Raw genomic sequence first — 22608 nt, forward strand, 5'->3', positions numbered from 1 at the left:
TCCATTCGCTCCTGCACCTCTCACGCACCAGCGGGCCGTCTCACCCCGGGCCGCCCGTAACCCCCCTCAGAGGAGACAGAGTTGAGACTCACCGCCACCCCCCGCACCACGGCCCTGCGTGCCGCCGCTCTCGTCGCCTCCGCGGCGATGGTCGTCGTCGGCGTGCAGACGGGCAGCGCGAGCGCCTCGGGTGACCGTGACAGCGGAGGGCAGCCGCTGACGCTCTCCGCGGGTCAGCGCACCGCCGCCCTCCAGGAGGCCCAGAGCGGCGCGTCGGCGACCGCCGCCAAGATCGGCCTGGGCGGCAAGGAGAAGCTGATCGCCCGCGACGTCGTCAAGGACGCCGACGGCACCGTCCACACGCGCTACGAGCGCACCTACGACGGGCTGCCCGTGCTCGGCGGCGACCTGATCGTCCATGAGGCCAAGGGCGGCCGCTCGGTCACCAAGGCGACCGACGCGTCCATAGCCGTCTCGACCAGCGCCTCCCTGGCCCCGGCCGAGGCGAAGAAGTCGGCGCTGAGCGCCGCGGCCGACGTGAAGACGGCCAAGCCGGCCGGCCAGACGCCGCGCAAGGTCGTCTGGGCCGCGCAGGGCAAGCCGGTCCTCGCGTACGAGACCGTGGTCACCGGCGTGCAGAAGGACGGCACCCCGAGCGAGCTGCACGTGATCACCAACGCGGCCACCGGCAAGAAGCTGTACCAGTACGAGGCCATCGAGACCGGCACCGGCACCAGCACCTACAGCGGCACCGTCCCGCTGACCACCACCAAGTCGGGCTCGCAGTTCCAGCTCACCGACGGCGCGCGCGGCGGCCACAAGACGTACGACCTCAACCAGGGCCAGTCCGGCACCGGTTCGCTGTACACCAACAGCACCGACACCTGGGGCGGCGGCCGGCAGACCGCCGGCGTCGACGCGCACTACGGCGCTGCCGTGACCTGGGACTTCTACAAGAACACCTTCGGCCGCAACGGCATCCGCAACGACGGCAAGGGCGCCTACTCCCGCGTCCACTACGGCAACGGCTATGTCAACGCCTTCTGGTCCGACTCCTGCTTCTGCATGACCTACGGCGACGGCGAGGGCAACAAGAACCCGCTCACCGCCCTCGACGTGGCGGCCCACGAGATGAGCCACGGCGTCACCTCCGCCACGGCCAAGCTCGTGTACAGCGGCGAGTCCGGCGGCCTCAACGAGGCGACCAGCGACATCTTCGGCACCGCCACCGAGTTCTACGCCAACAACAAGACCGACGTGGGCGACTACCTCATCGGCGAGAAGATCAACATCTTCGGCAACGGCAAGCCGCTGCGCTACATGGACAAGCCGAGCAAGGACGGCAAGTCGAAGGACAGTTGGTACTCCGGCCTCGGCGGGGTCGACGTCCACTACTCGTCCGGCCCGGCCAACCACTTCTTCTACCTCCTCTCCGAGGGCAGCGGGAAGAAGACGATCAACGGCGTCACATACGACAGCCCGACCGCCGACGGTTCCAAGGTCACCGGCATCGGCCGGGACAAGGCCCAGAAGATCTGGTACAAGGCGCTGACCACCCAGTTCACCTCGAACACCAACTACGCCAAGGCCCGCACCGGCACCCTGAACGCCGCCGCGTCGCTCTACGGCAACAACAGCGCGGAGTACAAGGCCGTGGCCGCGGCCTGGTCCGGGGTCAACGTCAAGTAACCCCGCCACGCGCCACGCGACAGCAGCACCGCATCCCGTGCCCCCGGCCGCCGCGCCGGGGGCACGGGCGTCGTGACACCATCGGGGACGTGATCGACCTCGGCTACTCGCTCTCCCGCCGCTTCCCCGACCCGCCGCAGACGGACTACCGCACCGCCGACGTCCGGGCCCTGCGGCACGACCTCTTCTGCGGCGACGTCTACCTCGCCGACACCAAGGAGGACCGGGAGCTGTCCACAGCCTGGGGATGGGTTCCGGTGCTGGACTTCGCCTGGGCGCTGTGCGACATCGTCGAGGAGCTGGACCGCGACCCGCGCGGCTCCCGGTCGGCCACCCCGCGCTACGCCGAGCTGGACTTCACCGAGTCCAGCGACCGCATGCTCTTCGAGCGCCGCTTCGGCTGGGTGGAGGTCACCGCGGACTGGGCCCCCGTGGAGGAGCCCCCGCTCGTCTTCGACCACCGGGCGCTCCGCCGGGAGGCCCGGGACTTCCTGCACGACCTGATCGCCGACCTGTCCGACATGCACGACGGGCTGGGGGACAACCCGGCCGTGTGGACGCTGCAGAGCCGCTTCCCGCGCGTCTGAGAGCCGTTTCCGAGCGCCTGAGAGCCCCTTCCCGCGGCTCCGGGAGCCGGTCCCGCGCGCCGGAGCGCCGCTTCCCCGCCGCCCGAGACCTCCTTCCCGTGTGACTGAGGGGACGCACGGGACCCGAGCGACCGAAGGTGGCGAGAATCGACAAAAGAGCCGAAAGCGGCGGAAGTGGCCACACCCGCCCCGACAGGCGCACCCCACCCGGAAGACCTAGGCTGATCCGAGAGCTTCTGCACCCCACGGCTGCGAGGTTCCGCGATGAGCCGCACCACCGCACCGACCGCCCCCGCGCACTCCGCGTCCGACCCCCGCCGCTGGTGGGGACTGGTGTTCATCGGTCTCGCCCAGTTGATGGTGGTCCTCGACGCGACGATCGTGAACATCGCCCTGCCGTCCGCCCAGCGCGAGCTGTCGATGACGGACACCAACCGGCAGTGGGTGATCACCGCCTACACCCTGGCCTTCGGCGGTCTGCTGCTGCTCGGCGGCCGGATCGCCGACCTGGTCGGCCGCAAGCGCACGTTCCTCGCCGGGCTGGTCGGCTTCGCCGTCGCCTCGGCGCTGGGCGGCGCCGCGCAGACGGACTGGCAGTTGTTCGGCGCCCGGGCCCTCCAGGGCGTCTTCGCCGCCCTCCTCGCGCCCTCCGCGCTGTCCCTGCTGACGACGACGTTCACCGACCCGCGCGAGCGCGGCAAGGCGTTCGGCGTGTACAGCGGCATCGCGGGCGCGGGCTCGGCCGTGGGGCTGCTCGCGGGCGGCCTGCTCACCGAGTACCTGGACTGGCGCTGGTGCATGTACGTCAACGCCCCGATCGCCCTCATCGCCTTCGCCGGCGGGCTCTGGGCCCTGCACGACCACCGCCCCGAGCAGCGCACCCGGCTGGACCTGCGCGGCGTCGTCCTGGCCTGTACGGGTCTGGTCGCCGTCGTCTACGGGTGCAGCGAGGCCGAGCCGCAGGGCTGGGGCAGCCCCCGGGTGCTCACCCTCCTCGTGGTCGGCGTGGCGCTTCTGGCCCTGTTCGGCTGGTGGCAGACCCGGGCCGGCAGCCCGCTGCTGCCCCCGCGCGTCATCCGCGACCGCAACCGGGCGGGAGCCTTCCTGACGCTGGGCCTCGCCGTGATCGCCATGTTCGGGATGTTCCTGTACATGACGTACTACTTCCAGGACGTCCTCGGCTACCGGCCGGTCCAGGCCGGTCTGGCGTTCCTGCCGATGTCCGCCACGATCATCGTCACCAGCACCCAGATCGCGTCCCGGCTGCTGCACCGGCTGCCGCCGCGCCTGCTCATCTCGCCCGGCACGCTGCTGGCCGCCGTCGCCCTGTTCCTGCTGACGTTCCTGCCGGTGAAGGCGGATTACGTGGTGCACGTTCTGCCGTCGACGATCCTGTTCGGCATCGGCATGGGCCTGATCTTCGTGGCGGTGATGGACACCGCGACGAAGGGCGTCGACCCGAACGACTCCGGCGTCACCTCCGCCACCGTCAACACCTGTCAGCAGGTGGGTGGTTCGATCGGCACCGCACTGCTCAACACCATCGCCACGTCCACGGCCGGTACGTACATCGCCGCGCACCTGAAGTCCGCGGCGGCCACCGGACCGGTCGGCCCGGCCGCACGCGCGGCCATCGCCAAGGACGGGGTGGTGCACGGCTTCCACGTCGGGCTGGCCTGGGCCTCGGTGATCATGCTGGCCGCCTCCGTGGTGGCCTGGGTGGTGATCACGGCACCGGCGCCGCACCACGGCGACCGGGCCACGGCGGACGACGCCGGCGGGGCCGGAGGGGAGCGGCGGGCACAGGAGCCGGGGCGGACCCGCCGCTGACCGCTCTCGCTCCCCCGCTACGACACGACGAGCAGCTCCCGGCCCGTCGTGTTCAGCCGCCGCCCGCCGTCCTCCGTGCAGACCACGATGTCCTCGATCCGCACCCCGAACCGGCCCGGCAGGTAGATCCCGGGCTCGATCGAGAAGCACATCCCCGGCACCAGGGCCAGATGCTCCCCCTCGACCATGTACGGCGGCTCGTGCGTGGTCACGCCGATCCCGTGCCCCGTCCGGTGGACGAAGTACTCCCCGTACCCGTGGCGTGCGATCACCTGGCGGGCCGCCCGGTCGACGTCCTGGCAGGCCGCGCCCGGCCGGACGGCCTCGAAGGCCGCCTGCTGCGCCTCCCGGACCAGGTCGTGGACCTTGCGCTCCTCGGCGCCCGGCTCCCCGACGTGCACCGTGCGGGTGGTGTCGGACCCGTACCCGTCCATCAGACCGCCGAAGTCCATGACGACCATGTCGCCGTCCCGGATGGTCCGGTCCCCCGCCTCGTGGTGCGGGTCGGCGCCGTTGGGGCCCGAGCCTACGAGGGTGAAGTCCACCCGCTGGTGGCCGTGTTCGCGCAGCAGCCGGTCCAGGTCGGCGGCCACCTCACGCTCACGCCGCCCGGCGAACGGCAGCCGGACGATCTCCTCGTACGTGGCGTCGGCCGCCGCGCCCGCCGCCGCGAGCCGCTCCACCTCGTAGGCGTCCTTGACCGCGCGCAGCATCGGCAGCGCCTCGGTCAGCGCGGCGTGGGCACCGCCGGGGCGCAGCCGCTGGAAGGCCAGCAGGTGCAGCGCCCACGTGTTGTCGGACACGCCGTAACGTCCCTGCGGTTCGAGGTGCCCGGCGAGCGCGTCGTAGGGGCTCTCGGCGTCCCGCCAGCCGACGACGGTCAACGCCGGAGCGCCGGGCGCCTTTTCCGCGTCGGGCCGCTCCAGCTCGGGGACCAGCAGCAGGGGCCTGCGGCCCGGGGTCACCACCAGTGCGGTGAGGCGTTCGGTGACGGGCGGGTGGTAGCCGCAGAGCCAGGCCAGGTCGGGGCCGGGCGCGATGATCAGTCCGGCCATGCCGGCCTGGGCGGCGGAGCGGGCCGCGCGCTCCATCCGGGCCGTGTAGTGACCCGGGCCCAGCGGGCCGGGGGACGCTTCCATCGACGTGATCGCCATGGGGGCAGCGTAATCCGGGTGGAGGCGTTCGGCAGGCGATCTCTACCCCACGGGTGAGACGCCTCTCCTCCGAGGGGAGGAGGCGTCCCCACCCCAGGGCCGATTTTCCCCTGATTAATCGACTATTCGTTGGACCCGGGTAAAGAGCGTCCCTAGCGTAGGGGTGCCCGTTCGGACATCTGTACCCTCCGCCGGGCCGCACCGAATCCTTGCACCACCCACTCAGTATCCGCTCAGTGTTGCCGTGGATCCACGTATTTCCAAGGGGGAGCTCCACACCATGTTCCGACGAGTCGGACGGTTCGCCGTCCATAGGCCCTGGCTCACGATCCTGGCCTGGGTCGTGGCCGCCGTGGCCCTCGGTGTCCTGGCGCCGGGCCTGAAGTCCACCACGGACCAGGCGGAGTTCCTTCCGTCCCACTACGAGTCCGTGCAGGCGGGCAAGGTCCAGGAGAAGGCGTTCCCCCAGGACGAACAGGCCGCCGCCATAGGCGTCTTCAAGCGCGCCGACGGGGGGAAGCTCACCGCCCAGGACAAGGCGGACGTGGCGAAGGTCGCCGCCGCGCTCCAGGACAAGCACTACAAGAAGATATCCAAGGTGACGACGGGGCCGGAAGCGGTCTCGCCCAACGGCGAGATAGCCCTGGCCAACATCTACTCCGGCGAGAAGAACTGGTCGGACGACACCGTCATGGAGTCGGTCAAGAGCCTCCGCAAGGACGCCAAACCCCTGCTGAAGGGCACCCAGTTGAAGCTGGGCGTCACCGGCCAGGCGGCGTCCAACCTCGACTCCAAGGAGCAGTCCGGCGACACCGACGGCATGATCATGATGGCCACGCTGGTCCTCATCATCGTGCTGCTGCTGGTCATCTTCCGCAGCCCGCTCATCGCCGTCCTGCCGGTCCTCATCATCCTGGTCGTCACCGCGGTGGCCAACGGCCTCATCGGCACGGCGGCCGACGTCGGCGGGCTGAAGGCCGACGCCAGCGTCACCCCGATCCTGATCGTGGTGCTCTTCGGCGTGGGCACCGACTACATCCTCTTCCTGCTCTTCCGCTACCGCGAACTGCTGCGCAAGGGCGAGGAGCCCAAGGCGGCCCTGGCCGAGGCGGTCGCGCGCGTGGGCGAGACCATCGCCTCCGCCGCCGGCGCGGTCATCGCCTCGTTCCTGGCCCTGCTGCTGTCCACGATGGGCATGATGAAGGCCCTGGGCCCGTCCCTGGCCATCGCCGTCGCCGTGACCCTGATCGCCGCCCTGACGCTGGTCCCCGCCGTCTTCTCCCTGCTGGGCACCAAGGCGTTCTGGCCGTCCAAGGCCTGGAAGAAGACTCCGAAGAACCGCACGGCCAACGCGCTCGGCGGCCTCGTCTCCCGCCGCCCCGGCATCGTGGCGGCGCTGTCCACCGTGGTGCTCGCCGTCCTGGCGGTCGGCGCCTTCGGCTTCAAGTCGCAGTGGGACATGGACAGCCAGTTGCCCGACAAGCTGGAGTCCGTCCAGGCGATGAAGGACCTCCAGAAGGGCTTCTCCGCCGGCCAGGCCGACCCGGCCATGGTGTTCGTCAAGGCGAAGGACGGGGCACGGCTCGACAAGGGCGAGCTGGAGGCGTTCCGCGGCAAGCTCGCGGCCGTCAAGGGCGTGGACAAGGTCGGCCCCGCGATACCCAGCAAGGACGGGTCCGTCGCCCAGCTCAGCGTGGTCACCAAGGCCAAGCCCAACCACGACGAGGCCATCAAGCTGGTCGGCGGCGAGCTGCGCGACACGGCCCACCAGTCGGCCCCGAAGGGCAGTGAGGCCCTGGTGGGCGGCACCTCGGCGGTCCTCACGGACATCGAGAACGCCGTCCAGCACGACTACAAGGTCGTCTTCCCGGTCGCCGGCCTCGCGATCATGCTGATCCTGGGCCTGCTGCTGCGCAGCCTGGTCGCCCCGCTCTACCTGATGATCGCCGTCGCCCTCGGCTTCGGCGCCACCCTCGGCTCCACGGTCTGGCTCTTCCAGGACCTCAAGGGCGAGGACGGCATGCTGTTCATGCTGCCGATCATCATCTACCTCTTCGTGGTGGCGATCGGCACGGACTACAACATCCTCATGGTCGCCCGCCTCCGCGAGGAGGTCCGCAAGGGCGTCCCGCCACGCGAGGCCATCCGCACCGCCGTCGCCCAGTCGGCGCCGACGGTCGCCTCCGCGGCGATCATCCTGGCCGGTACGTTCGGTGTGCTGCTGCTCGCCGAGAACTCCATGCTCCAGCAGATGGGCTTCGCGGTCGCCTTCGGCATCCTGCTCACCGCGTTCGTGATGGCCATGCTGCTCGTGCCGACGGTCACGTCGCTGCTGGGACACAAGGCGTGGTGGCCCGGCCACCAGGACGCCCCGCGTCAGGAGGCGCGGAAGGCGGAGTACGGCGACGGCATGCACGACGCGCCGTCGTACAGCGGCCGCCGGTAGGTCCGCCCGGCGCCGGACGGGCCGGATCCGGCGATCCGGTCCGTCCGGCGTTCGAGGACGACCGCGCGGAGCGCGGTTTCGGGTCCGCGGGGCACACTCCCCGCGGACCCCGCGGAAACGGACGAAGCCCGGGCCAAAGGCCCGGGCTTCGCTCTGCGCGCGGCAAGAGCCGCCTGTCGGGTTCGAACCGACGACCCCCTGTTTACAAGACAGGTGCTCTGGCCAACTGAGCTAAGGCGGCACGCGGCAGCGCGCGGAAGCAGTCTAACCGGAGACGGCGCCGCCGCTCCCCCCGATTTTCCGACCCGGAGCCTGCTGACAACGGCCCGCCGCCCGGGTACCGTCACCGGCAACCCGTCCGAATTGGACTGGACCAGTCATACCGCTCCCTCTACTCGGATCGTCCGGCACGTTCCTGCCGGTGAAGGGACCCACCACCATGGCCACGGTCACATACGACAAGGCGACCCGGATCTATCCGGGCTCCGACAAACCCGCCGTCGACCAGCTCGACATCCGCATCGAGGACGGCGAATTCCTCGTCCTGGTCGGCCCGTCGGGCTGCGGCAAGTCCACCTCGCTGCGGATGCTCGCGGGGCTGGAGGACGTCGACGGCGGCTCGATCCGCATCGGCGACCGCGACGTCACCCATCTGCCGCCGAAGGACCGGGACATCGCCATGGTGTTCCAGAACTACGCGCTCTACCCGCACATGACCGTCGCCGACAACATGGGCTTCGCCCTGAAGATCGCCGGCGTGCCCAAGGCGGAGATCCGGCAGAAGGTCGAGGACGCGGCACGCATCCTGGACCTCACGGAGTACCTGGGCCGCAAGCCGAAGGCGCTCTCGGGCGGTCAGCGGCAGCGCGTGGCGATGGGCCGGGCGATCGTCCGCGAGCCGCAGGTGTTCCTGATGGACGAGCCGCTGTCCAACCTGGACGCCAAGCTGCGCGTACAGACCCGTACGCAGATCGCGGGCCTCCAGCGGCGCCTCGGCATCACCACCGTCTACGTCACACACGACCAGGTCGAGGCCATGACCATGGGCGACCGGGTGGCGGTGCTCAAGGACGGGCTGCTCCAGCAGATCGACTCACCGCGCAACATGTACGACCGCCCGGCCAACCTCTTCGTCGCGGGCTTCATCGGCTCCCCGGCCATGAACCTGGTCGAGGTGCCGATCACCGACGGCGGCGTCAGGTTCGGCAACAGCGTGGTGCCCGTCTCCCGCGAGGCACTGGCCGCCGCGGCCGACCGCGGCGACCGGACGGTGACCGTCGGCGTCCGGCCCGAGCACTTCGACGTCGTGGAGCAGAACGGCGAGACGGCCCGGATGCTGAGCAAGGAGGCCGACGACGCCCCGGCCGGCCTGGCCGTCACGGTCAACGTGGTCGAGGAGCTGGGCGCCGACGGCTACGTGTACGGCACCGCGGAGGTCGGCGGCGAGCAGAAGGACCTGGTCGTCCGCGTCAACGGGCGGCGCGTGCCGGAGAAGGGCTCCGCCCTGCACGTCGTCCCCCGCCCGGGCGAGCTGCACGTGTTCTCGACCTCGTCGGGCGAGCGGCTGAGCGATTGATTCACGCCGCCGTGCCGCCCCGCGCCGGGCGGCACGGCGGTCCCCGCGGAAGGTCCCGTGAAGGGCCTCGCCGCCGGACTCACGGGCGGCTCACAGGCGGTCAACCGGACGCGTCACCGATTTCGCGGCGACCGTCCCTGGTCCGGCACCCCGGGCGTCAACTCTTCCCACCGAAGGGCCGAGCTAATGTCACCCGACCGGGTGACTAAATGTCGCGGTCTCATTACGCCTCGCTACCATCTGCGGCATGAACCAGGCCGCCCGCCGCATCGGCAGAACCCTCGCCCTCGTCCTCCCCGTCGTCATGGTGCTCTCCGGGACCCTCGCCGTCACCCGGGTCCCGTGGGCGGCGCCCACCGCCGAGTCCCAGGTGCTCACCGCGTCCTCGGAAACCGCCTCCAGCCAGGCCAGGGCCCGCGCCCCGCACGAGGTGCTGCGCGACAAGCTGCTCACGGAGCTCCAGGAGAAGAACCCCGGAGTGGCCCTGACCCACCTCCAGGTGGCCACCAACGGCCGCCCGTCGCTGGCGCGTTACTGCGTGGACATCGCCCGCGTCCTCGGCCAGGCCGCCGTCGCCAAGTACCACTCCGCGAAGAAGGCCCAGGCGTACTCGCGCCCGGTCTGCGACACCTCGTACGCCTCCGGGGTGGCCCAGGGCCACTGACGGCCCCCCACCCCGGCGGCGGCCGGTCGCACCGCACCCCGCGGCACGGCATATCGTGCGGGGCATGACCGGCACGCACCCCGTCCCCACCCCAGCGCAAGCCGTGATCCTGGCCGGAGGCCAGGGGTCACGGCTTCGCCCTTACACCGACGACCGTCCCAAGCCGATGGTCGAGATCCCCGGCACCGGCGTGCCGATCATCGGCCACCAACTGGCCTGGCTCGCCGCCGAGGGCGTCACCGACGCCGTCGTCTCCTGCGGCCACCTCGCCGAGGTGCTCCAGGCGTGGCTCGCGTCGGCCGACCTCCCGCTGCGGGTGACGACGGTGGTGGAGAAGGAGCCGCTCGGCCGCGGCGGCGGCCTCAAGCACGCCGCCGCCTCCCTCCCCCACCCCGACCGGCCCTGGTACGCCACCAACGGGGACATCTGGACGCGGTTCTCGCTCCGCGAGATGGCCGCCTTCCACCACGAGCGGGACGCCACCGCGACCCTCGCCCTGGCCCGGCCGCGGATCCCCTGGGGAGCGGTCGAGACCGACGAGTTCGGGCACGTCCTGGACTTCATCGAGGCCCCGCCCTCGCCCTACCTGATCAACGCGGGCGTCTACGTCTTCTCGGCGGGCTTCGCCGACCTGCTGCCCGAGCGCGGCGACCACGAGCGCACCACCTTCCCCCGGCTCGCCCGCGAGCGGCGGCTGGCCGGCTACCCGCTGCCGCACGGCGCCTACTGGCGCGCCATCGACACGGCCAAGGACCTGACCGAGGCGGCCAGGGAACTGGCCGGCTGACTCCCGCGCCACGCACCGCGGCCCCGCCACGCACCGCGGCCCCGCACCCACCCGGGTGCGGGGCCGCGGTCGTTCCGGCGGTGCTCAGCCGAGGAGGCCGCCGAGGGCGCCACCGCCCGTCGAACCGCCGGAGGAGCCGGTACCGCCCGACGACGTCCCTCCGCCGGTCGTCCCACCGGTGGTCGCGGCGCCCGTGGGGCTGTGCGGCGCGGCCGGGGCGGCGGGGCGCTGGTGGGGCGTCCGGGTCGCGGGCCGGGTGCCGGGCGTACCGGCCTCCGGGTGGCCGGAAGTCGCCGCACCCGTGGGCGACTTCACCGAGCCGGGAACGGCCGGCTTCACGCTCGGCGACGGGCTCTTCCGGCCCGTGGCGCTCGGCCGGGGCGTCCCCGGCGTCGCGGAGCCGTGGGCGCCGCCGCGCGGGGTGGAACCGGCCGACGGACGCTGCGGCAGCGGCGAACCGGGCAGGTTGTTGACCGGCGGGGCGGACGGGCCGGGCGCCGGGGCCGGGCGCGAGGAGCGGACGGCACCGCCGAGCATCGAACCGACCAGCAGCGAGAGGCCGATGAGCACGGTCGCCATCACCGTGCCGCGGCGCAGCACCCGCCGCCGCAGGTGCCCGACCCCGGCCCGGGGGCCCAGCCGCCGCCACGCCTCACCGGCGAGCCGGCCGTCGAGGGAGTAGACCGGGGCGCCGGCGATCACCAGCGGGCTCCAGGCGGCCAGGTAGATGATGTCGGGGGCGTCGTAGGCCGGCACGGTCCGCCAACTGACGGTGACCAGCAGGGTGGCCGAGAGCAGGACGCCGATGGCGGCGGCGAGGCGCTGCCAGAGCCCGAAGATGGTGAGGACGCCGACGATGATCTGAAGGAAGGCCACGGTCAGGCCCGCGCCCACCGGGTGCGCCAGCGCCAGCTCCCGGAGCGGGGCGGCGGCGGGCCAGGGGTGCAGCGAGGTCAGCCAGGTGACCATGGAGCCGCGTTTGCCGCCGTCGAAGTAGACGGGGTCGCACAGCTTGCCCATGCCGGCGTAGACGGAGATCAGGCCGAGGAAGATGCGCAGCGGCAGCAGGACGACGCCCAGGTTCATCCGCCGCCCGGGGTAGTAGGCGTGCAGGTCGGAGTCGCCGCGGTCGCGGCCGTCCTCCCTGGCGTCCTCGCCGTCCCCGCCTTCTTCGGCCCAGTCGTCCTCGCCCTCGTCGAACTCGCCGTAGCCGTACGGCTGTTCATCGAAAGCGCCACGGGCCGGGCGGATCCCGCCGAGCAGCGGCTCCCCCGGTTCGACGGGTCCGCGGGGGCCGATGACGGTGGTCGGGGCGTCGTCGACGCCGATCCGCGGCAGGACCTGGGTGGCCCCGGCCTCGCCGCCGACGCGGGCCGCCCCGGACTCCCGCACGGCGTCGAGGAGCCGGGTCGGCGCCGCGTCACCGGGCTCGGCCCGCCCGCTCCACACCACGGGGGCCCGGCGTTTGGCCGGGCCCTTGACGGTGGGAAGCTGCGCCGTGTCGACGGCGACACCGGCGTAGTGCCGGGCCGCTGCGTGCGGGGGACGCGCGAGCTGCACGCGGAAGCTCAGGTGGTTGCCGGAGACCTGCGCGGGGTCGGACGGGACTTTCACCGTACTCAGCGCGGGCTGGTCGTCGTACCCGGAAGAGCTTCCCCCCGTAGGTGTGCGGGGTGTTCTGGTGTCCACGCTCATCTAACCGAGTGACCGGAGCTTAGGACACTGCCTTGACCGACACGGGTGTCCGAGACCCGTCAAGGCGGGCAACAAGCGCACGCGCAAGGGCCGGACGGGCTGAAAATCAGCCCCGTCCGGCCCTTGCGCCCCTCACCCGCGGCGCCCTTCGGCGCCCGCGCCGTCACGCCCGGCGGCGCGCCGCCTCGTACAGCACGACGCCCGCCGCGACACCGGCGTTCAGCGACTCGGCGCCGCCCGGCATCGGGATCCGCACCCGGAAGTCACAGGTCTCGCCGACGAGCCGGGAGAGGCCCTTGCCCTCGCTGCCCACGACGATCACGACCGGGCCCTCCAGGGCGTCCAGCTCGTGCAGCTCGACGTCACCGTCGGCGGCCAGGCCGACGACCATCAGGCCCTCCTTCTGGTACGCCTCCAGCATCCGCGTCATGTTGGTGGCGCGGGCCACGGGCGTCCGGGCGGCGGTACCGGCCGAGGTCTTCCAGGCGCTGGCCGTCATACCGGCCGCGCGCCGCTCCGGCACGACCACGCCGTGACCGCCGAAGGCGGAGACGGAGCGGACGACGGCGCCGAGGTTGCGCGGGTCGGTGATGCCGTCGAGGGCCACGATCAGCGGGTCCTCGCCGTCGGCGTGCGCCGCCGCGGTGAGGTCCTCGGGGTGCGCGTAGTCGTACGGCGGCACCGAGAGGACGAGGCCCTGGTGGTTGAGCCCGTTGGTCATCCGGTCGAGCTCGGGACGGGGGGCCTCCATGAGGTTGAGGCCCTTGTCCGTGGCGAGCTGGAGCGCCTCGCGGACGCGCTCGTCGTTGTCCAGGTACTGCTGGACGTAGAGCGTGGTCGCGGGGACGCCCTCGCGCAGCGCCTCGACCACCGAGTTACGGCCGACGACGAGCTCGTTGGTGCCCTTGGGGCCGCCGCGGCGCGGGGCCGGGCGGCGGGCGGCCTGCTTGGCCGCGGCGTTGGCGACGCGGTTCTTCTTGTGTCCCTTGCGCATGCTCGCGGGCGGGGTCGGGCCCTTGCCTTCCAGGCCCCGGCGCCGCTGGCCGCCGCTGCCGACCGTCGCGCCCTTCTTGTTGGACGTGCGGCGGTTCCTGCGCTGGCTGTTGCCGGCCATGGGGTCACCTGTTTCTTTTACTGCCAGAGCCGCTGGCCGCGGCTCAGTAGACGTACGTACGAAAAGTGTCGCTCAGGACGGCGACCGGTGCTCAGGACAGCGACCAGCGCGGGCCGGACGGGGTGTCCTCGATCGCGAGACCGGACTGCTGGAGCTGGTCGCGGAGGGCGTCGGCGGTGGCGTAGTCCTTGCGGGCGCGGGCCGCCTGGCGCTGCTCCAGCACCATCCGGACCAGCGAGTCGACCACGCCGTGCAGATCGTCGCCACGCTCGCCGCCGGACCACCGCTCGTCCAGCGGGTCCAGGCCCAGGACGCCGAGCATCGCCCGCACCTCGGCCAGACGGGCGACGGCGCCCTCCTTGTCGTCGGCGGTGAGGGCCGCGTTGCCCTGCCGGACGGTGGTGTGCACCACGGCCAGCGCCTGCGGGACGCCGAAGTCGTCGTCCATCGCCTCGGCGAACGCGGGCGGCACCTCGGCCGCGGGGAGGACGGTCTTCCCCGCCTTCTCGGTGACTCGCTGCACGAACCCCTCGATCCGCGCGAACGCCGACTCGGCCTCGCGCAGCGCCTCCGGGCTGTACTCGATCATCGAGCGGTAGTGCGGGGTGCCCAGGTAGTAGCGGAGGACGATCGGGCGCCACTCCTTGACCATCTCGGAGACCAGCACCGAGTTGCCCAGCGACTTGGACATCTTCTCGCCGCTCATGGTGACCCAGGCGTTGTGCACCCAGTAGGCGGCGAAGTCGTCGCCGAAGGCCGCGGCCTGGGCGATCTCGTTCTCGTGGTGCGGGAAGATCAGGTCGAGTCCGCCGCCGTGGATGTCGAAGGCGGTGCCGAGGTACTTGTGCGCCATGGCCGAGCACTCCAGGTGCCAGCCCGGACGGCCGCGGCCCCAGGGCGTCTCCCAACTGGGCTCGCCCTCCTTGGCCGCCTTCCACATGGCGAAGTCACGCGGGTCGCGCTTGCCGGTCTCGCCCTCGCCGGAGGGCTGGAGGAGGTTCTCCAGCTCCTGGTTGGAGAGGCGGAGGTAGCCCGGGTAGGAGCGGACGTCGAAGTAGACGTTGCCGTCCGCGGCGTAGGCGTGACCGCGCTCGATCAGCCCGCGCATCATCTCGATCATCTCGGGGACGTGGCCCGTGGCCCGCGGCTCGACGGTCGGGGGCAGGCAGCCCAGGGCGTCGTAGCCGGCGTTGAACGCGCGCTCGTTCTCGTAGCCGATCGCCCACCAGGGGCGGCCCTGCTCGGCCGACTTTTTAATGATTTTGTCATCGATGTCCGTCACATTGCGGACGAACGTCACGTCGTAGCCGCGGTAGGCGAACCAGCGGCGCATGATGTCGAAGTTCAGCCCCGACCGGATGTGGCCGATGTGCGGCGCGGCCTGCACGGTCGCGCCACACAGGTAGATCGAGACGCAGCCCGGGACGAGCGGGGAGAAGTCACGGATCTGCCGGGCGCTGGTGTCGTACAGGCGAATGGTCACGGAACCAGGGTAGTGGTCCCACGGCAGTGCCCCGGGCGCGCGGCACCCGGATCCGCCCCTGATCCGGACCCCGAGCCGCCTCGGGGGCGTGCGCGGCCGGGCGTGGAGCGGCCCTCGCACGCCCCTCGGCGCGCTTTGCCCGCTATTTAATGTTTTGCGGCAAAAATACAATTCCGCGTGGTAACTTCCCGGGCACACCTCGGGACCGGAGCGCCGCGGACACCAGGAGGGGCGTTGCACTCCACTCTGCCGGTACAGCAGGAACACCCCCAACCCCGGGAGCAGCCCCCCGCGTCCGGCGCGCACCGCCCGGGCCGGCTGGCCGCCCTGGACGGGCTGCGGCTGTGCGCGGCGCTGATGGTCGTCGCCTACCACTGGATCGCCTTCGACAGCGGCGCCTGGGGCCACCGCTCCGCCCGCGCCCTCTTCCCCACCGCGTACCTGCCGGCGTCCTACGGCTGGCTGGGCGTCCAGCTCTTCTTCCTGATCAGCGGGTTCGTGATCTGCATGAGCGGCTGGGGCAAGGGCGTCGGCCGGTTCGCCGTCTCCCGGATCACCCGGCTCTTCCCCGCCTACTGGTTCGCGGTGCTGCTCGTCGCCGTCGTCGTCCGGCTGTGGCCGGAGGTCAACTCCCCCACCGCCCTCCAGGACGTCGCCGTCAACCTCACGATGCTCCAGGAACCCCTGGGAGTGGAACCGGTCGACGGCGTGTACTGGACCCTCTGGATCGAGGTCCGCTTCTACCTGCTGTTCGCGCTCGTCGTCCGCAAGGGGCTCGACTACCGGCGCGTCATGGCCTTCTGCGGGCTCTGGGGCCTCGGGGCGGTCGTCGCCCGGGCGACCGGCGACCACCTGCTGGAACGCGTCCTGCTGCCCTACGACTGCTGGTACTTCATCGCGGGCATCGCCTTCTACCTGATGTACCGCTTCCGCCCGACCCCTCTCCTCTGGCTGATCATCGGCGGCACCTTCCTGATCGCCCAGCACGATCTGCTGGTCGCGGAGCGCCGCGCGGAGGCGTACATGGGCCACCGGGTGCCCCACTGGCCCACCCTCGCCCTGGTCACCGTGTTCTACCTCTCCCTGACGGCCGTCGCCCTGGGGTGGACACGACGGCTCGACTGGCGTTGGCTGTCCACCGCGGGGGCGCTGACCTACCCCCTCTACCTGCTCCACGAGCGCGTCGGGTGGGTGGTCATCCGGCACGCGGACGGTCACCTCCCGCGCCATGTGCTGCTCCCCCTCCTGCTGGCGGGGGTGCTGACGGCCGCCTGGCTGGTGCACCGGGGGATCGAGCGCCCGCTGGCCCGCCGGCTTGGGGGCGCGCTCCGGCGCGCCGTCGCGCGGGTGGGCGCCGGACCGCCGGGGGCCGCCGGCACCATCCGGTCACCCGGTCGTCACCCGACCGTCGGCGAGGGGCACGGATGAATACCACCATCCAGGGGAGACGGTGGAGAAAAACAGGGACAGGAGACGACGGTCGCAGCCATGCGCATGTCCTCTGTGTCAGCATTCCCGCACACCCCCGCTCTGTATGACGATCCGACTAGCCCACGGAAGAGGACGACATGCGCTTCGCCAGGCGAGGTGAACTCGACGGCGCCCCACGAGCCGTCCGGCGCCCGGCACCCCGGCTCGCCGTACTGGACGGACTCCGTCTGGTGGCGGCCCTCATGGTCGTGGTCTTCCACTACACCGCCCTGCGCGGCGGCTGGGACCAGAACCCGGACCACGTCTTCCCCGGGCTGCGGACGGTCACCCGCTACGGCTTCGTCGGCGTCGAGGTCTTCTTCCTGATCAGCGGGTTCGTGATCTGCATGAGCACCTGGGGGCGGTCGCTCGGCGACTTCGTGGTCTCCCGTGTCTCCCGGATCTACCCCGCCTACTGGTTCGCGATCTTCCTCACCGCCGGGGTGATCACGCTGTGGCCGCAGGTGCGCAGCGTGGAGAACTGGGACGTCGTCCTCACCAACCTCACGATGGTCCAGGAGGCCTTCGGGGTGTGGGACGTGGACGGCGTCTACTGGACGCTGTTCATCGAGCTCAAGTTCTACGTCCTCTTCGCGATCGTGGTGGCCACCGGCGTCACGTACCGCAAATGCGTCCTGTTCTGCGGCGTCTGGACCGTCGCGGCGGTCATCGCCCCGAGGTCCGACAGCAAGCTGCTGGAGATGTGGGCGCCCTCCCTCTACACGCCCTACTTCGTGGCCGGCATCGCCTTCTACCTGATGCACCGCTTCAAGCCGACGGCGCTGCTGTGGGGCCTCGTCACGATGTCCCTGCTCGTCGCCCTGCACGGGGTGCCCAAGCGGGTCGCCGACAACACCCACGCCGGCATCCCGACCTGGCCCGCCAAGCTGCTGGTGGTCGCCGCCTTCGTGCTCATGGCCCTGATCGCGCTGGGGTACCTCAACCGCGTCCAGTGGCGCTGGCTCACCACCGCCGGCGCGCTCACCTACCCGCTGTACCTCATCCACCAGTACATCGGCATGACCGTCATCCACGGCCTGCGCTCCCACGTCCCACCGTACCCACTGGTGGCCGGGCTGATCGCGGTGATGCTGGGCGCCGCCTGGCTGATCCACCGGTACGTCGAACGCCCGCTGGGCAAACGCCTGCGGCGCGCGATGCAGCAGGGCATGGAGGAGATGCGCCGCAACTCCACCGTCCCCGCGCTGCGCAAGCCCGACCCGCAGAGCGGCCTGACCATCCTCCAGGAGCCCAGGAACGCCCAGCCCGGCGCCAAGCCCTTCGAACCGGCCGAGTCCGGCCGCGTGGCCGCCGGCACGGTCGACGGCTGAGGGCGGACGACGCGCGCGGACGCGCCCGCCGGGGAAACGGCGGGCGCGTCCGGCCGTTCAGAGGCGGCCGACGACCTTGCGGGGCGTGACCCGGACGACGACCCGCTCGGCGTCGTCCTTCGCGGCCGGGTTGAAGTCCGCGTACGCCTTGCCCGTGTACTTCCGGGACAGCTCGTCGATGAGCTCCGGCCCGCCCTCGGTGGTCACCTCCGCCGTACCGCGGATCTCGGCGTAGGTGTAAGGCGCGTTCGGCGGGTTCACCAGGACGGTGATCCGCGGGTCACGGCGGAGGTTCCTCTCCTTGCGGCGCCCGACGGTGGTGGAGATCAGCAGGTCGTCGCCGTCCCGCTTGATCCAGGTGACGGAGAGCTGCGGGCTGCCGTCCGGCTGGACGGTGGCGACGGTGACGAAGGCGGGATTGTCGTCCAGGTACTGCTTCAGATCGTCCGAGAGCATGGCTGACACCTTTCGGGTCCTTCCCTCAGTGGGCGCGCACCGGGCGGGCGCGCGCACGGCGAAGTGGCGGTACCCGATCACCGTATGCCACGACACCGTCACCCTGGGGCGCGATGCGGCCGGCCCCGCACGCCCCGTTCAGCGCCGGTACACCAGCGCCGTCGCCACCGCCGCCAGTCCCTCCGCGCGACCGGTCAGGCCCAGCCCGTCGGTGGTCGTCCCGGAGACGGACACCGGCGCGCCCACCGCCTCGGACAGCGCGCGCTGCGCCTCGGCCCGGCGCTTGCCGATCTTCGGGCGGACACCGATGACCTGCACCGCCACATTGCCGATCGCGAAGCCCTCGGCTCGGACGATGCGCGCCGCCTCGGCCAGCAGGGTCACGCCGGAGGCACCGGACCACTCGGGGCGGTCGGTGCCGAAGTGGGCGCCCAGGTCGCCGACGCCCGCGGCGGAGAACAGCGCGTCACAGGCGGCGTGCGCGGCGACGTCGCCGTCGGAGTGGCCGGCGAGGCCGTGCGTCGCTCCCTCCCAGAGCAGGCCCGCGCACCACAGCTCGCGGCCCTCCTCGAAGGCGTGCACATCGGTGCCGATGCCCACCAGGGGCAGGGCCGGTGCGTCAGAAGCCATCGTTGGCCCTCCTCCGGGCGATCACTGCCTCGGCCAGGACCAGATCCAGCGGCCTGGTCACCTTGAACGCCTCCTCGTGGCCGGGGACGACCACGACGGGCAGGCCCAGCCGCTCGACCATTCCGGCGTCGTCCGTGGCCCCGTCGCCCTCGCGGGCGGCCGCCTCGAACTCGGCGTGGGCCGCGTCCAGGGTGCGCCGGTCGAACCCCTGGGGGGTCTGCACGGCGCGCAGCAGGGCGCGCTCCGGGGTGCCGGTGACGGTCTCGGGCGCGGAGGCGTCCGCGCCGTCGCCCGGAGCGACCTGCTTGACCGTGTCGGCCAGCGGCAGGGCCGGCACCACCGCGGGATGCCCGGCGCGGACGGCGGCGACGACGGAGTCCACCGTGTCGACGGGGACGAGCGGACGGGCCGCGTCATGGACGAGGACGGTCCCGACGTCGTCGGGCAGCGCCCGCAGGCCCAGGCCCACGGACTCCTGCCGGGTGGCTCCGCCGGGGACGACCACGACCTCGGTCCGGTCGCCCGCGAGCGGGTACTCGTCGAGCAGGGCCCGCACCTCGGCCTCGCCGTCCGGCGGGGCGACGACCACGACCAGCGAGACGGCCCGGGAGGCGGTCATCGCGCGGACGGCGCGCACCAGCATGGGCGTCCCGCCGAGGGCGCGCAGGGCCTTGGGCGCGCCGGGTCCGAGCCGGACACCGCGTCCGGCCGCGGGGATCACCGCGGCGGTACGGGGTGCGGGGGCCCGGGTGGCCGCGGGGGCGCCGCTCGGCTCCGGCCGGGCGGGAACGGTGACTCGATCAGACATCGCGTTGGCGTTCAGGTTTGCTTCCTCGGCCGAGGTGGGTATGGCCTGGGGGAACCCCGAGCGCGCAGGGCTCGGGGGAGTGCCGGGCGCTCACCGTGACCAGCCCCTTCCGTGAAACGACTGGTCCGGCCGCTCGCCCGCCGACCAGTCGTGTGCCGGGCCTTCGGGTACAGGTGACACGGGCCGTGTGCGGTACGGGCCGGGACACCGGCCGGAGCAGGGGTGCCGCGCCGGAGCAGAGATGCCGCAGCGCCCGTCGGACGAGCTTTCGTTCGTCAGCGGGCACCGCGGCACTTCCACGTCGCGACCTCTGCGTCGCACTTCTGTTGTGCGGCGGGGAGCCGGCACCTGAGCGTCAGGTGTGCGTCAGGACGCGAGGACCTCGTCGAGCAGGGCCTCGGCCTTGTCCTCGTTCGTGTTCTCCGCGAGGGCGAGCTCGCTCACCAGGATCTGGCGGGCCTTGGCGAGCATGCGCTTCTCACCGGCGGACAGACCGCGCTCGCGCTCCCGGCGCCACAGGTCGCGCACGACCTCGGCGACCTTGATCACGTCGCCGGACGCGAGCTTCTCCAGGTTCGCCTTGTAGCGGCGGGACCAGTTGGTCGGCTCTTCGGCATACGGTGCCCGAAGAACCTCGAAGACCCGGTCGAGCCCGTCCTGGCCGACCACATCGCGAACACCGACGAACTCCGCATTGTCCGCCGGCACCCGAACCGTCAGGTCACCCTGGGCGACCTTCAGCACCAAGTAGGTCTTGTCCACGCCTTTGATCTGGCGAGTTTCGATGGCCTCGATCAGCGCGGCCCCGTGATGGGGATAGACCACGGTGTCGCCAACCTTGAACGTCATGTGACAGGTACCCCTTCCGTGGCTATCCAGTCTAACACGGGAAGTGTCCGTTCTGAATGGCGTTTCCGCAGGTCAGGGCATATCTCGGGGCTTGACAACAGCGGCCGGGACGTGCTGCGCGAGGGTTCCGGAAGCAGGTATTCGCAGGTCGGAGCGGTTGTCCGGGGCAAGCGAAACGGGCACGTTACACGTACCCGGACGGGCACGCGAGCGGTCGAACGTCCCGTTTTGCCGGGGTCCGGTCGTGGCACTTCCGGTACTCCGATCGGGCGGCGGAACCTTCCGCGCGCGCTTTACGGAATTGATCAAGCCGAACTTGATCAATTTCGTGACTCACTCCCCCCACTACTCACATTCCTTACCGATAATCCGCCCGACAGCTCCTCCGATAAGCCGGTGGTGGGACGCTCGGGGGTCGAGTGGACCTTGAGGGGCGGGTCGGGTGCGGGGCCCACGCGACGGCTCGGTAACCTAAGCGCGCTGACACACCTCTTACTTCGTCCAAGGAGATGCCGCCGCCGTGAGCAGCAGCCTTCGACGCGGCGCTCTCGCCGCCACCGTCCTCGCGCTCTCGATCGCCTCGCTCTCCGCCTGCGCGGCGGGCAACGACGCGGGGACGCTGCAGGTCAAGCCGGACAACGCCGCCGCTTCCGTCGGTGCCATCAAGCTCCAGAACGTCACCGTGGTCACCCAGCCGGGGCAGACCACCACCGGCCCGGCCGTCATCACGGGCCAGGTGTTCAACAACGGTGACGTCCCCCAGTCGCTGACCGCCGTCAAACTGCCCGGCAAGAACGTCACGGTGCAGCTCACCGGCGCCAAGGGCAGCGGCCCGGTGGTCGTCCCCGCCGGGGGCTCGGTGACGCTCGGCGGCAAGGGCAACGCCTCCGCCGTCCTGCCGAACGGCCGCGAGAGCCTGAAGGACGGCGCGCAGCAGCCGCTGTCGTTCGTCTTCAGCCGCACCGGTGACGTACGGGTCGGCGCGTTCGTCGTCCCGGCCACGAGCTACTTCAAGGACTGGGGCCCCACCGAGGCCCCGCAGGCCTCGGGGTCCCCGCAGCCGGGCAAGCCGGGCGGCGGCAAGCAGGGCAAGCCGGGCGCCACCGCCCCGGCCTCCGGCGGCGCCACCGCGCCGGCCTCGGGCAAGGCCGAGGACAAGGCCAAGAAGGCCGAGAAGCCGGCGAACGGCGAGAACGACAAGGCCAAGGGCGAGAAGAGCCAGGCGCCCGACGGCGAGCGCTGACCCGGCCGGGCCCCGCCGCGCGGAAACGCGGCCGGGGCCCGGAAGCCGTCGGCTCCGGACCCCGGCCACGGCCGCGCGGTGCGGTCCGGCGGTGCGACCGCGGTCCGCTGTGGCGGCCTACGGCTCGAACTTGTAGCCGAGGCCGCGCACCGTCACCAGGTAGCGCGGAGCCCCCGGGTCCGGCTCGATCTTGGCGCGCAGCCGCTTGACGTGGACGTCGAGCGTCTTGGTGTCGCCCACGTAGTCCGCGCCCCACACCCGGTCGATGAGCTGCATCCGGGTCAGCACCCGCCCGGCGTTCCGCAGCAGCATCTCCAGCAGGTCGAACTCCTTGAGCGGCAGGTCGACCTTGCCGCCGGCGACGGTGACGACGTGCCGGTCGACGTCCATCCGCACCGGGCCGGCCTCCAGGGCCGCGGGCGCGACCTCCTCCGGCTCCCCCCGGCGGCGCAGCACCGCGCGGATGCGGGCGACGAGCTCGCGCGAGGAGAACGGCTTGGTGACGTAGTCGTCGGCCCCTATCTCCAGGCCCACGACCTTGTCGATCTCGCTGTCCTTCGCGGTGACCATGATGACGGGCACGTTGGAGCGTCCCCGCAACTGCCGGCAGACCTCGGTGCCGGGCAGGCCCGGCAGCATCAGGTCGAGCAGGACGAGGTCGGCGCCGTTGCGCTCGAACTCCTCCAGGCCCTCGGGGCCGGTGGCCGCGATGGCGACCTCGAACCCCTCCTTGCGCAGCATGTAGGACAACGCGTCGCTGAAGGACTCTTCGTCCTCGACGACGAGCACTCGGGTC

General features: G+C 71.7%; 19 protein-coding genes and 1 tRNA gene. 10 read left to right on the forward strand and 10 right to left on the reverse strand.

Going from position 1 to position 22608, the window contains the following annotated elements; all coding sequences use genetic code 11:
- Window positions 1-147: 147 nt before the first annotated feature.
- The 3 genes from ACZ6X9_RS05165 (at window position 148) to ACZ6X9_RS05175 (ending at window position 4106) form a co-directional block, all read left to right on the forward strand.
- Window positions 148-1689, forward strand: a complete 1542-nt coding sequence (locus tag ACZ6X9_RS05165) for a M4 family metallopeptidase (protein WP_469776663.1) — start codon at window positions 148-150, stop codon at window positions 1687-1689.
- Between the two features lie 89 nt (window positions 1690-1778).
- Complete coding sequence (locus ACZ6X9_RS05170; RefSeq protein WP_469776506.1) at window positions 1779-2276, forward strand: hypothetical protein; 498 nt, start codon at window positions 1779-1781, stop codon at window positions 2274-2276.
- Between the two features lie 264 nt (window positions 2277-2540).
- Entirely contained in the window at window positions 2541-4106 is a 1566-nt protein-coding gene (locus ACZ6X9_RS05175) for an MFS transporter (protein ID WP_469776507.1), read from the forward strand.
- 17 nt (window positions 4107-4123) lie between these two features.
- Here ACZ6X9_RS05175 and ACZ6X9_RS05180 read toward each other — a convergent pair whose 3' ends face one another.
- Window positions 4124-5260 (reverse strand): aminopeptidase P family protein, encoded by a 1137-nt coding sequence (locus ACZ6X9_RS05180; protein WP_469776508.1) that lies wholly within the window; start codon window positions 5258-5260, stop codon window positions 4124-4126.
- A 280-nt stretch (window positions 5261-5540) separates the two neighbouring features.
- On the opposite strand from ACZ6X9_RS05180, the gene ACZ6X9_RS05185 reads away from it, so the two are divergent.
- Window positions 5541-7706, forward strand: a complete 2166-nt coding sequence (locus ACZ6X9_RS05185; RefSeq protein ID WP_469776509.1) for an MMPL family transporter — start codon at window positions 5541-5543, stop codon at window positions 7704-7706.
- 167 nt (window positions 7707-7873) lie between these two features.
- Here ACZ6X9_RS05185 and ACZ6X9_RS05190 read toward each other — a convergent pair.
- A tRNA-Thr gene (locus tag ACZ6X9_RS05190) sits at window positions 7874-7947 on the reverse strand.
- 198 nt (window positions 7948-8145) lie between these two features.
- Between ACZ6X9_RS05190 and ACZ6X9_RS05195 the strand changes: the two genes are divergently transcribed.
- From ACZ6X9_RS05195 to ACZ6X9_RS05205, 3 genes are all read left to right on the forward strand, one after another.
- A complete protein-coding gene (locus ACZ6X9_RS05195) occupies window positions 8146-9282 on the forward strand; it encodes an ABC transporter ATP-binding protein (RefSeq protein ID WP_469776510.1) in 1137 nt (378 codons plus the stop codon).
- Between the two features lie 247 nt (window positions 9283-9529).
- Window positions 9530-9946, forward strand: coding sequence for a hypothetical protein (locus ACZ6X9_RS05200; RefSeq protein WP_469776511.1), 417 nt, complete (start codon window positions 9530-9532; stop codon window positions 9944-9946).
- 64 nt (window positions 9947-10010) lie between these two features.
- Window positions 10011-10733 carry a nucleotidyltransferase family protein gene (locus ACZ6X9_RS05205; RefSeq protein WP_436779069.1) on the forward strand — a complete coding sequence of 241 codons (723 nt, stop codon included), beginning with the start codon at window positions 10011-10013 and terminating at the stop codon, window positions 10731-10733.
- A gap of 84 nt (window positions 10734-10817) precedes the next feature.
- On the opposite strand, the gene ACZ6X9_RS05210 is transcribed toward ACZ6X9_RS05205, so the two are convergent.
- The 3 genes from ACZ6X9_RS05210 to cysS form a co-directional block, all read right to left on the reverse strand.
- On the reverse strand, window positions 10818-12428 hold the full coding sequence (locus ACZ6X9_RS05210; protein ID WP_469776512.1) for a DoxX family protein: 1611 nt from the start codon (window positions 12426-12428) through the stop codon (window positions 10818-10820).
- Window positions 12429-12591: 163 nt separating this feature from the next.
- Entirely contained in the window at window positions 12592-13542 is a 951-nt protein-coding gene (gene rlmB, locus ACZ6X9_RS05215; protein ID WP_469776513.1) for a 23S rRNA (guanosine(2251)-2'-O)-methyltransferase RlmB, read from the reverse strand.
- Between the two features lie 91 nt (window positions 13543-13633).
- Window positions 13634-15025, reverse strand: a complete 1392-nt coding sequence (gene cysS / locus ACZ6X9_RS05220; protein ID WP_469776514.1) for a cysteine--tRNA ligase — start codon at window positions 15023-15025, stop codon at window positions 13634-13636.
- Between the two features lie 234 nt (window positions 15026-15259).
- On the opposite strand from cysS, the gene ACZ6X9_RS05225 reads away from it, so the two are divergent.
- Together ACZ6X9_RS05225 and ACZ6X9_RS05230 are read left to right on the forward strand one after the other, a co-directional pair.
- The gene (locus ACZ6X9_RS05225; RefSeq protein ID WP_469776515.1) at window positions 15260-16453 is read left to right on the forward strand and encodes an acyltransferase family protein; all 1194 of its coding nucleotides are present in this window, start codon (window positions 15260-15262) and stop codon (window positions 16451-16453) included.
- 140 nt (window positions 16454-16593) lie between these two features.
- Window positions 16594-17826 carry an acyltransferase family protein gene (locus ACZ6X9_RS05230; protein WP_469776516.1) on the forward strand — a complete coding sequence of 411 codons (1233 nt, stop codon included), beginning with the start codon at window positions 16594-16596 and terminating at the stop codon, window positions 17824-17826.
- A 57-nt stretch (window positions 17827-17883) separates the two neighbouring features.
- On the opposite strand, the gene ACZ6X9_RS05235 is transcribed toward ACZ6X9_RS05230, so the two are convergent.
- The 4 genes from ACZ6X9_RS05235 to ACZ6X9_RS05250 form a co-directional block, all read right to left on the reverse strand.
- Window positions 17884-18291: a PPOX class F420-dependent oxidoreductase gene (locus tag ACZ6X9_RS05235; protein WP_469776517.1), complete on the reverse strand. Its 408-nt coding sequence runs from the start codon at window positions 18289-18291 to the stop codon at window positions 17884-17886.
- A gap of 129 nt (window positions 18292-18420) precedes the next feature.
- Complete coding sequence (gene ispF, locus ACZ6X9_RS05240) at window positions 18421-18912, reverse strand: 2-C-methyl-D-erythritol 2,4-cyclodiphosphate synthase (RefSeq protein WP_469776518.1); 492 nt, start codon at window positions 18910-18912, stop codon at window positions 18421-18423.
- On the reverse strand, window positions 18902-19720 hold the full coding sequence (gene ispD / locus ACZ6X9_RS05245) for a 2-C-methyl-D-erythritol 4-phosphate cytidylyltransferase (protein ID WP_469776519.1): 819 nt from the start codon (window positions 19718-19720) through the stop codon (window positions 18902-18904). The genes ispF and ispD overlap by 11 nt, the downstream gene beginning before the upstream one ends.
- Before the next feature lie 366 nt (window positions 19721-20086).
- Window positions 20087-20569: a CarD family transcriptional regulator gene (locus ACZ6X9_RS05250; RefSeq protein WP_003953493.1), complete on the reverse strand. Its 483-nt coding sequence runs from the start codon at window positions 20567-20569 to the stop codon at window positions 20087-20089.
- 520 nt (window positions 20570-21089) lie between these two features.
- Here ACZ6X9_RS05250 and ACZ6X9_RS05255 point away from each other — a divergent pair.
- Window positions 21090-21812 (forward strand): copper chaperone PCu(A)C domain-containing protein, encoded by a 723-nt coding sequence (locus ACZ6X9_RS05255; protein WP_469776520.1) that lies wholly within the window; start codon window positions 21090-21092, stop codon window positions 21810-21812.
- Window positions 21813-21929: 117 nt separating this feature from the next.
- Here the strand turns inward: ACZ6X9_RS05255 and phoP are convergent, their stop codons facing one another.
- On the reverse strand, window positions 21930-22601 hold the full coding sequence (gene phoP / locus ACZ6X9_RS05260) for a two-component system response regulator PhoP (protein WP_469776664.1): 672 nt from the start codon (window positions 22599-22601) through the stop codon (window positions 21930-21932).
- Between the last annotated feature and the right edge of the window lie 7 nt (window positions 22602-22608).

Source organism: Streptomyces sp. NPDC052910 (genome assembly GCF_055585605.1).

Bases quoted from the DNA above. Each gene is read 5' to 3' on its own strand.
- ACZ6X9_RS05185 (WP_469776509.1), top strand. From the start codon at position 5,541: ATGTTCCGACGAGTCGGACGGTTCGCCGTCCATAGGCCCTGGCTCACG.
- ACZ6X9_RS05210 (WP_469776512.1), bottom strand. From the start codon at position 12,428: ATGAGCGTGGACACCAGAACACCCCGCACACCTACGGGGGGAAGCTCT.
- ACZ6X9_RS05180 (WP_469776508.1), bottom strand. From the start codon at position 5,260: ATGGCGATCACGTCGATGGAAGCGTCCCCCGGCCCGCTGGGCCCGGGT.
- ispF (WP_469776518.1), bottom strand. From the start codon at position 18,912: ATGGCTTCTGACGCACCGGCCCTGCCCCTGGTGGGCATCGGCACCGAT.
- ACZ6X9_RS05175 (WP_469776507.1), top strand. From the start codon at position 2,541: ATGAGCCGCACCACCGCACCGACCGCCCCCGCGCACTCCGCGTCCGAC.
- ACZ6X9_RS05205 (WP_436779069.1), top strand. From the start codon at position 10,011: ATGACCGGCACGCACCCCGTCCCCACCCCAGCGCAAGCCGTGATCCTG.
- ACZ6X9_RS05200 (WP_469776511.1), top strand. From the start codon at position 9,530: ATGAACCAGGCCGCCCGCCGCATCGGCAGAACCCTCGCCCTCGTCCTC.
- rlmB (WP_469776513.1), bottom strand. From the start codon at position 13,542: ATGGCCGGCAACAGCCAGCGCAGGAACCGCCGCACGTCCAACAAGAAG.
- ACZ6X9_RS05250 (WP_003953493.1), bottom strand. From the start codon at position 20,569: ATGACGTTCAAGGTTGGCGACACCGTGGTCTATCCCCATCACGGGGCC.
- ACZ6X9_RS05230 (WP_469776516.1), top strand. From the start codon at position 16,594: ATGCGCTTCGCCAGGCGAGGTGAACTCGACGGCGCCCCACGAGCCGTC.
- ispD (WP_469776519.1), bottom strand. From the start codon at position 19,720: ATGTCTGATCGAGTCACCGTTCCCGCCCGGCCGGAGCCGAGCGGCGCC.
- ACZ6X9_RS05165 (WP_469776663.1), top strand. From the start codon at position 148: ATGGTCGTCGTCGGCGTGCAGACGGGCAGCGCGAGCGCCTCGGGTGAC.
- ACZ6X9_RS05195 (WP_469776510.1), top strand. From the start codon at position 8,146: ATGGCCACGGTCACATACGACAAGGCGACCCGGATCTATCCGGGCTCC.